Raw genomic sequence first — 13076 nt, forward strand, 5'->3', positions numbered from 1 at the left:
TTACTTATAAGTATAGTAAGACAAAGAACTCTTACCGAATTTTTTTGTTTTATTCAAAATAAATTTACCTAAACGTTCAGGCATTTCAAGAGTCGAAACATGTTCAAATATAATCATAAAGATATTTTCATTTTCAATATTTTCAATCATATCAAAACTTTTTTTATAAACTTCATCCATCCCTTCTCTATAATCAAAAGGAGGATCTACGTATAAAATCAATTCATCATTTGAGTTTTTCAAACTATTTAATATACTTGGAGTTTGAATAAAAGTATCTCCCATAAAAGTTTGACATTTTTGAGGTTCGATTGCATTACAATTTTTAGTTAATATTCTATAAGAGTTTTTGTCTAATTCAACAAAATATGCTCTTTTTGCTTCTCTGCTTACTGCTTCAAGTCCTATGCTTCCGCTTCCTGCAAAACTCTCAATAAAAATTTTATCTATAATATCAAATTGGAGGACATTAAACAAAGACTCTTTTAATCTAGCTTTTGAGCTTCTTGTTACTTCCAAAGAAGGCAATTCCAAAAGTTTGCCTTTATATTTACCCGCAATGATTTTTGTAGTAGGTCCGTTGTGTTTCATTCATTTTCACCATTAAATTTTGGCGTATTATAGTAAAAAATTGTTGAGGATTTAATTTGGAATTGATTTTGTTAATATTGTATTAATATAAAGTTTAACTTTTGTAAAATTTATCGCTTATAATTTCATTAGATAAAGTAAGGAGAAAAAATGAAATTTAAGTTAAGAGATATAGCAACATCAAGTACGACCGTTGTATTTTTTATAGTAGGACTAAGCGGTGTTATGCTCTATTTTAAAATATTTGACTCTCAAGTAAAAGAGTTGCATGAGATATTGGGATTAGCTTTTGTTGCAGCTGCCGTTTTACATGTTTTTGTAAACTGGAAAGCAATGAAAAACTACTTTAAGAAAAAGACTTTTATTAGTACTTCAGTTATTGTTTTAGCTATAAGTGCTCTATTTATTTCACAAACTTTTAATCAAGGGCAAAACCCTAAAGGTTTAGTTTTAAAAAGTGTAATCAATGCCCCTATAAACACTTCACTTCAAGTTTTAAATATAGATTATGACAGTGCATTAAAAAAATTGGAAAATAGAAACTATAAAGTAGCAAAAGAAGAGACTATTATGGCAATTGCAAAAGCAAATAGCATAAGTCCCTTTAAAGTTATTGCAATTATAACTTCTAAATAAATTTTGTAATTAAAAAATCACCCTTTGTTTGATAAAATTCTACAATTTTAACAAAGGGGTCTTTTTGCCGAGAAAAAAATTAAAAAAGATTTTACCGACGCATGAAAAAATAAAAGAGCAGAAACTCTTAAAAATCTTTGGGGACTTTTTACATAAAAGAGAGATTTGGAGTCTAAGCAGAAAAAAAGTTTTAGGCGGAGTATTTATAGGTATTTTCGTTGCAGCACTTCCTATGCCTTTTCAAATGGTTTTAGCCTCTTTATTGGCAATAATTTTTAATGTAAACCTGCCTATTAGTTTTGCACTTATTTTTATAAGCAATCCTCTTACAATGCCTTTTATGTTTTATATAGAGTATGAAATCGGAAATTTTATATTAAATCCGCCAAATCCGGTGGAGTTTAATTTTGACTCAATGTATGAAAACTTCGATCAAATTGCACTTTCATTGTATCTTGGTTCAATAATACTTGGATTAAGTTCGGCTGTTTTTTTAAGAATGCTTGTTAATTTTTTATGGATAAGAACTGTTAGAAAAGATAGAAAAACAAATAAGAGATATAAGTGAGAATTACCTCACTTATATAATTAGAATACTAAAATAACGCTTGAAGCTTTAAAGATTGCATATGCAATTTCACCCTCTTTAAAACCTAAATCATCAACCGCATCATTTGTAACAATCGCACAAATTGTATTATCACCTACAGATAATTTAATTTCAGTATTTACTTGCCCTTTAATAAGCTCTTTAATTTCACCTTTTATAACGTTTCTAGCTGTAGCTTGTAGAACCTCTTTTGAAAGAATCACAGATGATGATTTTATTAAGGTACATATATCTGAACCTACTGTTAAATCTAAAGAATCAGTAGCTTCTTTTGTAATTAAAGCCGATATAACAACTCCTGCTGCAACTTCAACTTTAATCTCAGACATAACTTGCCCTGATTTTACCTCAACAATTTTCCCCGCTAATTCATTTCTTGCACTTGTTTTCATCCCTACTCCTTTTTTAAATATTGTAATTAATTATAATCCTTAAAAACTTAATTACTTATAAAAAATAACTGTAAAATAAGAATTTTCATTATCTACATAAAGCTATAAAGAATCCCTATATAACGCACTTTTAAAGAAAAAGATTTCCTAAAGTGTTGAAATAATAACCAATTTTAAATTATTTTAATAAATGATATATTTTATATACAGATTTTTAGAAGATTATTTAAAAAAGACGAGAAAGCTATAAAGATATAGCTTTCCTAACGAGCATAAGATTGAGCTCTAAGCTCTCTTATTACATTTACTTTGATTTCACCTGGATATTGAACTTTTTCTTCAATCTCTTTAGCTATCTCAGTAGCCAGTAAAATTGCTTCATCATCGTTAACTAACTCTGCTTTTACTATAACTCGGACTTCTCTTCCCGCATTTATTGCATAAGCATTTAAAACTCCTGTTTTAGAAGTAGAAATATTTTCAACCTCTTCAACCCTTTTTAGGAAACTCTCTAAAACTTCTCTTCTAGCTCCCGGTCTTGCCGCACTTAAAGCATCAGCAGCACATACGGCAGCAGATTCGACGTTTATAGGTTCTTCATGTCCGTGATGGGCATAAATTGCATTTATAACAGTATCAGGTTCATCATATCTTCTACAGATCTCTGCACCTAAATCAACATGAGATCCAGGCATTTCATGAGTTAAAGCTTTACCTATATCATGAAGTAATCCCGCTCGTCTGGCTAAAATTGCATCTCCGCCCATTTGAGCAGCCAAAAGCCCTGCCAAATTTGCTACTTCCAAAGTATGAGCTAAAGCATTTTGTCCGTATGAAGCTCTATATCTTAATCTACCTACTAATTTTATAAGTTCAGGATGCATTGACTTGATTCCAAGTTCCATGACTACATCTTCACCCTCTTTTAAGATATTATTGTCAAATTCTGTTTTAACTTTATTATATATCTCTTCAATTCTTGCAGGTTGGATTCTTCCGTCTTCCAAAAGTTCCTGTATAGTTCTTGTTGCTATTGCACGTCTGTAAAGATTAAAAGATGAAATTGTAATTGTATTTGGAGTATCGTCAATAATAATATCAACTCCCAGTAACATCTCCAATGCTTTGATATTTCTTCCCTCTTTACCGATAATTTTCCCTTTTGTCTCTTCATCATTTAAAGGTAAATTATTTATAAGTCTTTCAGCTGCAAACTCACCTGCGTATCTTGTAACTGCCTGTGCAAGCATATTATTGATTTCATCTTTGCACTTTTGTTCTGCTAATTTATATTTTTTTCTGAAAATTGATGCGATTTGAGCTCTACTGTCCTCTTTTACTTTTTCAAGCATTAACTCTTTTGCTTCATCTTCGGTAAGTCCTGAAGCATTTTCCAAAATTTTTATTGCTTGTGAAATTTTTTCTTCATAAGTTTTTTGCTGTCTTTTTAAGCCGTCTTTGATTGTTGTGATTTTCTCATTTTTTTCAACAATCTGCGCTTTTTCTTCTTTAATAGATTTTAATTCCGATTCCAAATGATGATTTAACTCTTTCTCTTTTTTCTCTATTTGAGAGAGCATCTCATCATAATCCCTTTTTGCACTTTTAAATTCTCTGTCATAATCCCTTTTTGCCCTGATTTGAGCATCCTTTAAAAGTACTTCCGCTTCATGTTCTATAACTTTTGCTTTTGCTTTTGCTTGTTCAATATAAATCTCAAATTTTTCTTTATAGATTTTCTTTAAAACAAACACGGTTATTATTACACTAAGAAGTGCAACAACTAGCCCGACTATTACTAATTCCATATTCAAAACCTTAACTTGTTATTATATAATCAGCTTGAATATCGTACTTATCTGTTAGAATTTTGTTCGTTTTGCAAAGCGTTAATTGAGTAAAAACAATAACAGGCTTATAATTTAACCTATAAAAAAACCTATCATACATTCCCTTGCCAAAACCGATTCTTTTGCATACTTTATCAATTCCCACCACAGGAACTACAGCTAAGTCTATTTTTTTATGTATGCTAAAAGAGTTTCTAGGCTCTTTTATCCCAAATCTTTTGGTTTCTAAAGGTAATCTATACTTTACTAATTTAAAACTGTCCTCAACCATAAAAGGAACGTAGACGTTTTTTTGTTCCTTTCTTAAATAATTTATCAAAGGAAGTACATCGACTTCCATATCCATAGGAATATACAACAAAATATTTTTCGCATTATATTTGTCAATAATTCTTTTAATTTTTTCTACTGTTTTTTTCTCTTTGCTAAACTTTAAAAAACGGCTTGTAAATTCTAATCTATTTATACACGATTTTCTAAAATCACCTTTGTGATTTCTTTCCTCCATATTTAAGCCTTACTTGGGTAAAATTCTTACCTTAAATTATTTTACCAGCAAGGAATTAAAATGCAGTTTAAAAAAATAGCATTTTTCATAATTTCAGTTATCTTACTTATTACTGGATGTGACTCGAAAAATGATGAGAATAAAGAGACAATAGAAAAAAAACAGACTAAATTTATTATCTCATCACAAATAACACCTACTATTACTTTAGAAAAAATCGATAATGGAATTGACTTTAAAGAGTTTAAAGGAAAAGTTGTTTTATTAAACTTTTTTGCTACATGGTGTCCTCCTTGCAGAGCAGAAATTCCACACTTGAATAATCTTCAAAAAAAGTATAAAGAGAGCTTTGAAGTAATTGCTCTTAATATGGGAGAACAAACGGGCGGACAAACACCTAAAGAGAAAATAGATGAATTTATACATGAACATTCAATAAGTTATAATGTTTCAAATGAAGAAACAAACTTCAAAATTTCGGATATGATAGGTAATATTAAAGTTATTCCTACAATGTTTCTTTATGATACAAAAGGAAAATTAGTCCAAAAATACGTAGGTATAGTTCCCGAAGAGATGATGGAAACAGATATAAAAAGAGCATTAGGAAAATAAAATATGTTTAGTTTTTTTAAAAAAAATGATAAAGAAAAAGAAGAAACACCTTTAGAAGAAGAATCTGAAAATAAAGAGATACAGCAGACACAAGAAGAGGAAACAAAAGGTTTTTTTACAAAAGCATTATCTAAAACTTTTGAAAATATCAAAGCCGTAGTTCCCCAAAAAAAAGAGAAAATAGCCTTTGATGAAATAGAAGAGCTTCTAATTGAAGCCGATATGGAGTATGAAATTATAGAAAAGGCAATGGACGGTCTTCCTGATATGATTACAAGAAAACAGTTAAGACATAGACTAGTAATGCTTTTTGAACATGCTCCTGATGTAGATTTAACAAACCTTCCAAAACCTTTTGTAAGATTAATTATCGGCGTAAACGGTGCAGGTAAAACAACAACTATCGCCAAACTTGCCAAAAAATGCAAAAATGAAGGTAAAAGTGTAATTCTTGGAGCAGGTGATACTTTTAGAGCAGCTGCTATTGAACAGCTTTCTACTTGGGCGCAAAGATTAGATGTGCCGATTATAAAAACAAAACAAGGTCATGATGCAAGTGCAGTTGCATATGATACAATTTCTTCTGCTCTTGCTAAAAATATAGATAATGTAATTATCGATACGGCAGGACGTCTTCAAACTCAAACAAATTTAAGTAATGAATTGAAAAAAATCGTAAAAGTCTGCTCTAAAGCTATGGAAAATGCTCCACATCAAAAACTTATGATACTTGACGGAACGCAAGGAAACTCTGCAATTGCACAAGCAAAAGCCTTTAATGAAATGGTAGGAGTTGACGGAATTATAGTTACAAAGCTAGACGGTACGGCAAAAGGCGGAGCACTATTTTCTATCTCAAATCAACTCGAACTTCCTATTTTTTACGTGGGAGTCGGTGAAAGTGCCGATGACTTAATAGAATTCAGTCCTGATGAATTTGTAGATAGTCTACTTGATGAAATTTATATAGAAGAGAAATAATATAAATAGAATATGCACTTTTTATATTATTTATGTTAAATTTAATATATAAAAAAAGGATATGCATATATTTTGAAAATATTTAACTATATTATTAATCGATATATTTTTAGTATATTGATTGTTACTGCTATTCTTCTGTCATTTATTTATTATAAATTGAGTTTGATAGATAGAAGTAACAACTTATTATCCCAATTAGAAAACGGTCTTGCTACGGCAAGATACCTTTTTGAAGAACAAAAACGTTATGCCTTATCACTCTCTCTTCTTTTATCCCAAGACAAAGAGATACAAGAGAGTTTTATAAAAAAAGAGAGGCAAGAGAGTTTTAAAATTGTAAATAAAAAAATAGATCTTCTCAAAAAATTACAAAATAGTGAAATGGATGTCCAAATACACAATAAAAATCTAAGCACTTATATAAGAAGCTGGGATTTTAGTAAAAAAGATATTCCTTTAGAAACTTTTAGAAAAGGTTTGGTTAAAGTAAAAAAGCAAATGAAACCTTTAGTTTCAATAGAGTTAGGCAAACGTCTAAATATAAAAGCTATTTCTCCTCTTATTCAAAACAATCAATTTATAGGTTCCCTAGAAGTTATAATAGGTTTTGATTATTTGGAAAAAGAGTTAAAACAAAAAGGATTTGATACTTTTATTTTATTAAAAAACAAATTCCTTAATATAGCAGATACTCTAAAAACAAATCCTAGCTTTAAAGGTTTCACTTTGGTAAATAATCAAAATCAGAATATAGACTCTTTGGAATATTTCAACCTAAAAGAGTTAAAAGATTACGGATACTTTACAAGCCAACACAAAGCATTTAGTTATTTTTCAATCTACTCTTTGGATAGGGAAAAACTGGGGTATATAATTATCTCTTTGGCAAATAAAGACAATATCTTGATAAAATACTCTTATGAAAAAAGAAGAACAGAAGAAAACAGCGGGATTATAATAGAATGAATATACTTTTATTAGAAGACGATTATGACTATAAAAATAGTATAAAAGAGTATTTGGAAGCTTTAAATTACAGTGTTGATGATTTTGAAAACGGAAGTGAAGCTTATGATGCAATATATGAAAAAAACTATCATCTGCTTATACTTGATATCAGAGTACCCGGATTAAGCGGATATGAAATCGTAAAAAATTTAAGGGAAAACAAAAATAATATTCCCGTTATATTTATCACTTCCCTTACGGATATAAATAATCTTAGTATGGGATATGAATTAGGTTGTAATGATTATATAAAAAAACCCTTCTCTCCCAAAGAGCTTAAATATAGAGTAGAACAGCTAATCAAATCTTTTTATTTTACTCTAAACGAAAATAGAATTAAAATAAACGACGAATTTTCATATGATATTTCAACCATGCAGTTATACAAAAAAGAAGAGCTTGTAAATCTTACAAAAAAAGAGTTGGAAATAGTCTTTTTACTTATAACAAATAAAAACTGCTATGTAAGTATAGAGCAGCTGCGATGTGAAGTTTGGAATGAAAAATATATGAATGAAGCCGATATTAGAGTATTTATTAAAAACATAAGAAATAAAACTTCAAAAGATTTTATAGAGACAAAACGCGGTTTAGGATATAAAATTGCAAGACTTAATCAATAAAAAACATCTTTTTAAACTATCTTTTGTTTACTCTTTTTTAATAATTATTCTAATTTGCATTCCTGCATATTTTTATATGCAAAGTGAGATTCAAAGTTATAAATATAACCAAGCAAGCCAATTAGAACAACAAGGTTTAAATATTCAAAGAGCAATTTATGACTTTAACAACTCAAAAAGCGATATTTTTTATTTTCCCAAATCATTTAGTTTTAATGCCTACGTATATGATAAAAACGATAAAATCATCTACTCAACCGCAAATAAAATTTTAAACGGAAATAATGCGATTTTAAAAAAATACAGTTTAAACGAGAATCGTTTAAAAGCAAAAACACTTCTTCTAATTAAAGAACTGAATTTCAAAAAGATTTATTTGAAAATTTCCCTTCTTACTATTAGTATGGGTATATTTGTTTTTATAAGTGCTTATATAATATTAAAACAGACAATAACTCCTTATAAAAAAGCCAACAGTTATTTAGACAGATTTTTTAATGATGCTATGCATGAGATAAAGACTCCTTTGGGGATTTTACAGTTAAACCTTGAACTTTTAGAAGAAAAAGATAAAAAAGCAAAAGAGATAAAACGATCTTTAAATGCGGTAAAAACACTTCTACTTACCTACGAAGACATAGAATATATGATGAAACAAAAAAGAGTTTCATATACAAAAGAGATTGTCGATTTTACTATTTTTCTAAAACAAAGAGTTGATATGTTTGAAAGTTTAGCTGCTTCTAAGAAGATGAAATTAAAAAGAGAAATTAAAGATAATATCTTTTTAGAGATAAATAGAGTTGAATTACAAAGAATAATAGACAATACAATATCAAATGCAATAAAATATTCAGATGAATCTTCAGAAGTTATAATAAGACTAAACAGTAATAACGAACAGATAATTTTCAGTGTAGAAGATTTTGGGAAAGGTATAAAAGATACAACTAAAATATTTAATAGATACCACCGTGAAGAGAGCATTAAAGGTGGATTTGGAATCGGATTAAATATAGTAAAAAACATATGCGAAAAAAACAATATTAAAATAGATGTTAAATCAAAATTAAAAGAAGGCTCAACGTTTATTTATCTATTCTCTTAAATTTATCTTAAATTATATATTTAAAAACCAACTTTTAATTTATATTTACTCGGTATAATACAAAAAAACATAAGGAGATAGAATGAGAACTCTACTTTCAATGCTACTATTGGCAACATTTGCATGTGCAGCTCAAATGCCGACATCTGCACCAAAAGAGTATCCGGCGGGAGAACTTGGAAAATTAGTTAAAACAGGTGAAGATATTGTAAACAATACAGATACACATCCGTTAACAAAAGATTTGGTAGGAAACAAATTACAATGTAAAAGCTGTCACTTAAAAGGTGCCGACGGTAAAGTTGGAACAGGAGAAGGTATATCAAGCTGGATTGGTACAGCTGCAACATTCCCTGCATGGTCAAAAAGAGAAAAAACAGTTCAATCACTACAAGATAGATCAAATAACTGTTTTATGAGAAGTATGAACGGTAAAAGACCTATTATCGATACTAAAGCTAGTATGGCAATAGCAGCATACATTACTTGGTTATCAACAGGTGTTCCTATGAATATGAATGCTATAGGACCTTGGAGTGAGCATAATACTAAACTTTATCCGAAAAATGTAAAAAAATTTAATGCGATTCAAAAAAAAGCAACTCATAAAAATTATTTGGCAGGTAAAGATGTATATACTAAAAAATGTGCTTCATGTCACGGTATGAACGGTGCAGGTATTCCAGGAGCATTCCCTCCGTTATGGGGTAAAGATGCAAACGGTAACTGGCTAAGCTACAATACAGGTGCCGGTATGAGTAAATTAGACAAAGCAGCAGCTTGGGTACAATCTAATATGCCTCTAGCTCAAGGTGGAAGCCTTTCTGATCAAGATGCAGCAGATGTAGTTATCTACATGAATGCACAAGAAAGAGCACCTTTTGATCTTAAAAAAGGATTATTACCAAAAGAAGAGATGGGTTATTATAACTCAATTGTTTTAGAAGAAAAACATACAGTACAAAGTAATTTCAAAGCTTTAGGTCTTGATTTTAACACAATCAAAAACGGTAAATAGTAAGCATTAGCTTACTATTTAACTTTAATTTCAACTCTCTCTTTACCTTTACCGATATTTTTACGTTTTAAACTTATTTTTCCTATTTCAGAAGTTCTTTTTAAATGCGTACCTCCACAAGGAACTTGCGAGAACCCCTCTATTTTCCAAAATCTTCTTCCTTTACTTTTATCTGAGAAATCACTTTGTATAGGCAAATCTTTATCTATCAGCTCTTGTGCTTTATTTTGAATCTCCGTTAATAATGGTGAAATGTTTTCTTCCCATTCAAAATCAATACGGCTTTTATCTTCGGAAATATGTGCTCCGATTTTTTGTATGTATTTATATTTTTTATAAAATAGTTCCAAAACCACTTCTGCGGCAAAATGAAGCTTCATAAGTCGATATCTTCTTTTCCAGTCTATAATTGTATGAACCTCGTCACCTACTTTAAAATTCGGTTTACAAGCAAGAGTATAGATTATGGAATCATCTCTTTTTTCAGCTTTAATAACAGGAATATTGTTTATAGTTCCCTTATCACTCTCTTGTCCACCGGATTGTGCATAAAATATTGTTTGTGACAATTCTACTATATTGTCTTGTATAACTGATACTTTTGAATCTAATTCTGTTTTATAAGGGTCTATCCAAAACAGTTTTTCACTCATATTAAGTCCTATGTTAAATAATTTTTTGTTTTTTTAAGTTTATATTATCAAAAAAAGATATGTCAGTAAATATTTAAGATCATTAAAAGTAAGTTTTGACTTACTCTTTAGACTCTAAAAAAACAGATATTTTTCTAAAATAACTCTCTATATCTTCAAAAGAGTGATTTCCACCCTCTTCAATTATTAATTCACTTTGAGGAAGTTTTTCAACTGCTTCATTATAATCCAGAATTTCATCATCGGTTTTTAATAAAACCATAAAATTCTCTTGATTTTTTAATTTTTCTATTTCAAATGCTTTTAACTCATTCATGTGCTCTTCTATTACTTCAAAAGAGCTACCGTCATAATAGTTCATCTGCATTCCGATTTTATTTAATGTTTTATACGGATAAATTGCAGGATTTATTAAAACAGCTTTTAAATCATATTTATTTGCTAAATATATTGCATAATATCCCCCTAAAGAGGAACCTACTAAACCGACTTTTTCATCTCTTTGCAAAAATATTTCTATTATCTGTTCTAAAGTATCAATTGCTAAATTCGGTACATAAGATAAAGACGGAGTTACTACTTCATCTTCAAAATATTCTCTAAAAAGTGTAGCTTTCCCACTATGTCCGTTACTTCCAAATCCATGTATATATATAATCATTTAATTTTCTCTCCGATCTATTTGTTATCATTATCAAATAAAAGTTTTAACCCTACAATCGCAAAAGTAGCACCTACTAAACTATCAATATATCTCTTTAAATCGAAATATTTTTTAACAACTTTTTTTGTTGAAAACATAAAAGCGTAACCTATAAAGACTATTATCCCTAAAGGCAGACAGACTAAAACAGGCAGATATACAGAAACTGAATTGCTGTTTATAGGTAAAGCAACTGCAATAATAGCTACCCAAACGGCAATTGCTTTGGGATTCAATAAATGCATCATAACACCTGAAATAAAATATTTAAAAAAGGAGTCGTTATTTTGAACGGTTTTCACTCTCTTATCTTCTTTTTTAAGAACCAAAGAGAAAGAGATATAAGCCAAATAAAGAAAATACAATCCACCTAATATTTTAAGAAAATATAAAAAATTTCCATATTCAGTAAGTATCGGTTTTAATCCTGAAGCAGCAAGAACTCCCCAAAAAAAAGATCCGAAAGTTATACCAAGAGCAAAAAAAACTCCGGCTTTTCTGCCTGCATGAATTGAAGTATGTGCAATAGCAAGATTACTTGGACCGGGACTTGAGATTCCTAAAATATATATAGAAACTGCAATGAATAGATCATAAGAAAAGAATTCCATAATTTACTCCTTAAAGGCAATTATACTACAAAAAATCCCTTAATGCTCTTCTTGAAGCCTTATCTACTAAATTAAAAAGCTTATCTACTTCATTTTTCAGTTCTGTTTTTTTATGTCCTTTAACTTTTTTGAAAAGAAGAGATAATTTCTCATTTTGTCTATAAAAATCTTTATAAAGTTTATAATTTCTAATTTTTTTACCGCTTTTAGTAAAATAGTTATTTTTTTCCAAGCTTTTTTTTCTATCAAGAAGAGTTAAAATATTTTGGCAGTCCGTATAAACTATTATTTTACCCTTTTCTAAAAAGTTATCTTCCAAAGCCCAAAGTAAAACCTCTAATTCCAGCTTTGTAGAACTCGTATTCTCAAATCTTTTTATTTTTATATTTTGTCTTTTCAGTTTCTCATCAAAAATAAAATATGCACCGAAGCCTGTTTTTGTTTTAGGATCAACACTTCCATCACAAAAAAGTTTTATAACTTCTTCACTCATTGACAATAGCTTTATTTCTTATTTCAGATCTTTTTGCACACTGTAATTGATACTCAACCATTTTGGAAAAAGGCTTTAAAAAATTATTGAAATTTTTCTCTTTTATAGATTCGATTTTTTGTTTATCTAATAACTTTAATATACAAAAAACAGACTCTATAGTTGAGAGACAATAAAGATTCGGTTGTGTTTTTATTTTAAAAGCCGACTCATTTTTATAGTCAAAACTGAGTTTAGGTAATTTTTTTAAATTTTCACTCAATCTTATCATCTTTTTAGAACAAGACCAAGTTGAATCAACAATAAATATTACGTTTTTTTTATTGTTTAGACTTAATTTTTGGCTGTCTAGATTTATACTCTCTTTTGAAGGATAAAGAAGATATGAATTAAGTTTTGGATTCTCTATTATTTTATTTATCTCTTTATGCTTTGAAAAATCAATGCCCACATAAATCTCTGAGTTTTTCAAAGAAAGATTTGTTAAATGCCCTGTTCCGTTTTTTGTTTTTCTATACTCTTTTGGATGCATTAATATCACAAATTTCGTATTTGTATCAATTTTATCAATAAAACTGCACATGCAACTGCTTTTTGGTCTATAACATTTATAACAAACTTCTCTACTAATCAATTCAAAATTATCCAATATCATCAACTTTTTTAAATTTTA

17 protein-coding genes are annotated in these 13076 nt (G+C 29.0%); 8 read left to right on the forward strand and 9 right to left on the reverse strand.

Features of this window, described 5'->3' with window-relative positions:
* On the reverse strand, window positions 1-591 hold the full coding sequence (gene rsmD, locus AANAER_RS09430) for a 16S rRNA (guanine(966)-N(2))-methyltransferase RsmD (protein WP_044418280.1): 591 nt from the start codon (window positions 589-591) through the stop codon (window positions 1-3).
* Between the two features lie 150 nt (window positions 592-741).
* Between rsmD and AANAER_RS09435 the strand changes: the two genes are divergently transcribed.
* Window positions 742-1227 (forward strand): DUF4405 domain-containing protein, encoded by a 486-nt coding sequence (locus tag AANAER_RS09435; RefSeq protein WP_129081014.1) that lies wholly within the window; start codon window positions 742-744, stop codon window positions 1225-1227.
* A gap of 64 nt (window positions 1228-1291) precedes the next feature.
* Complete coding sequence (locus AANAER_RS09440) at window positions 1292-1795, forward strand: DUF2062 domain-containing protein (protein ID WP_044418277.1); 504 nt, start codon at window positions 1292-1294, stop codon at window positions 1793-1795.
* A gap of 20 nt (window positions 1796-1815) precedes the next feature.
* Here AANAER_RS09440 and AANAER_RS09445 read toward each other — a convergent pair whose 3' ends face one another.
* The 3 genes from AANAER_RS09445 to AANAER_RS09455 form a co-directional block, all read right to left on the reverse strand.
* A complete protein-coding gene (locus AANAER_RS09445) occupies window positions 1816-2229 on the reverse strand; it encodes a TOBE domain-containing protein (RefSeq protein WP_044418275.1) in 414 nt (137 codons plus the stop codon).
* Between the two features lie 263 nt (window positions 2230-2492).
* A complete protein-coding gene (gene rny / locus AANAER_RS09450) occupies window positions 2493-4037 on the reverse strand; it encodes a ribonuclease Y (protein ID WP_129081015.1) in 1545 nt (514 codons plus the stop codon).
* A 10-nt stretch (window positions 4038-4047) separates the two neighbouring features.
* The gene (locus tag AANAER_RS09455; RefSeq protein WP_044418271.1) at window positions 4048-4587 is read right to left on the reverse strand and encodes a 5-formyltetrahydrofolate cyclo-ligase; all 540 of its coding nucleotides are present in this window, start codon (window positions 4585-4587) and stop codon (window positions 4048-4050) included.
* Between the two features lie 60 nt (window positions 4588-4647).
* On the opposite strand from AANAER_RS09455, the gene AANAER_RS09460 reads away from it, so the two are divergent.
* From AANAER_RS09460 to AANAER_RS09485, 6 genes are all read left to right on the forward strand, one after another.
* Window positions 4648-5202, forward strand: a complete 555-nt coding sequence (locus AANAER_RS09460) for a TlpA family protein disulfide reductase (RefSeq protein WP_129081016.1) — start codon at window positions 4648-4650, stop codon at window positions 5200-5202.
* 3 nt (window positions 5203-5205) lie between these two features.
* A complete protein-coding gene (ftsY, locus tag AANAER_RS09465; RefSeq protein ID WP_044418266.1) occupies window positions 5206-6183 on the forward strand; it encodes a signal recognition particle-docking protein FtsY in 978 nt (325 codons plus the stop codon).
* A gap of 165 nt (window positions 6184-6348) precedes the next feature.
* A complete protein-coding gene (locus AANAER_RS09470; RefSeq protein ID WP_164969310.1) occupies window positions 6349-7152 on the forward strand; it encodes a cache domain-containing protein in 804 nt (267 codons plus the stop codon).
* Entirely contained in the window at window positions 7149-7817 is a 669-nt protein-coding gene (locus AANAER_RS09475; RefSeq protein ID WP_129081018.1) for a response regulator transcription factor, read from the forward strand. The genes AANAER_RS09470 and AANAER_RS09475 overlap by 4 nt, the downstream gene beginning before the upstream one ends.
* Window positions 7798-8925, forward strand: coding sequence for a sensor histidine kinase (locus AANAER_RS09480; RefSeq protein WP_129081019.1), 1128 nt, complete (start codon window positions 7798-7800; stop codon window positions 8923-8925). The genes AANAER_RS09475 and AANAER_RS09480 overlap by 20 nt, the downstream gene beginning before the upstream one ends.
* A gap of 82 nt (window positions 8926-9007) precedes the next feature.
* Window positions 9008-9943, forward strand: coding sequence for a c-type cytochrome (locus AANAER_RS09485; protein WP_228711113.1), 936 nt, complete (start codon window positions 9008-9010; stop codon window positions 9941-9943).
* Between the two features lie 14 nt (window positions 9944-9957).
* Here AANAER_RS09485 and AANAER_RS09490 read toward each other — a convergent pair whose 3' ends face one another.
* The 5 genes from AANAER_RS09490 to AANAER_RS09510 all read right to left on the reverse strand — a co-directional run bounded on the left by AANAER_RS09490 (window position 9958) and on the right by AANAER_RS09510 (window position 13058).
* Window positions 9958-10596: an alanyl-tRNA editing protein gene (locus AANAER_RS09490; protein WP_129081020.1), complete on the reverse strand. Its 639-nt coding sequence runs from the start codon at window positions 10594-10596 to the stop codon at window positions 9958-9960.
* A 100-nt stretch (window positions 10597-10696) separates the two neighbouring features.
* On the reverse strand, window positions 10697-11257 hold the full coding sequence (locus tag AANAER_RS09495; protein WP_129081021.1) for a YqiA/YcfP family alpha/beta fold hydrolase: 561 nt from the start codon (window positions 11255-11257) through the stop codon (window positions 10697-10699).
* Window positions 11258-11274: 17 nt separating this feature from the next.
* Window positions 11275-11910, reverse strand: coding sequence for a LysE family translocator (locus tag AANAER_RS09500; protein WP_129081022.1), 636 nt, complete (start codon window positions 11908-11910; stop codon window positions 11275-11277).
* A 25-nt stretch (window positions 11911-11935) separates the two neighbouring features.
* Window positions 11936-12403, reverse strand: a complete 468-nt coding sequence (locus AANAER_RS09505; RefSeq protein ID WP_129081023.1) for a ribonuclease HI — start codon at window positions 12401-12403, stop codon at window positions 11936-11938.
* Entirely contained in the window at window positions 12396-13058 is a 663-nt protein-coding gene (locus AANAER_RS09510) for a tRNA-uridine aminocarboxypropyltransferase (RefSeq protein WP_129081024.1), read from the reverse strand. The genes AANAER_RS09505 and AANAER_RS09510 overlap by 8 nt, the downstream gene beginning before the upstream one ends.
* Between the last annotated feature and the right edge of the window lie 18 nt (window positions 13059-13076).

Source organism: Halarcobacter anaerophilus (genome assembly GCF_006459125.1).
In the GTDB taxonomy this organism is placed as follows: Bacteria; Campylobacterota; Campylobacteria; order Campylobacterales; family Arcobacteraceae; genus Halarcobacter; species Halarcobacter anaerophilus.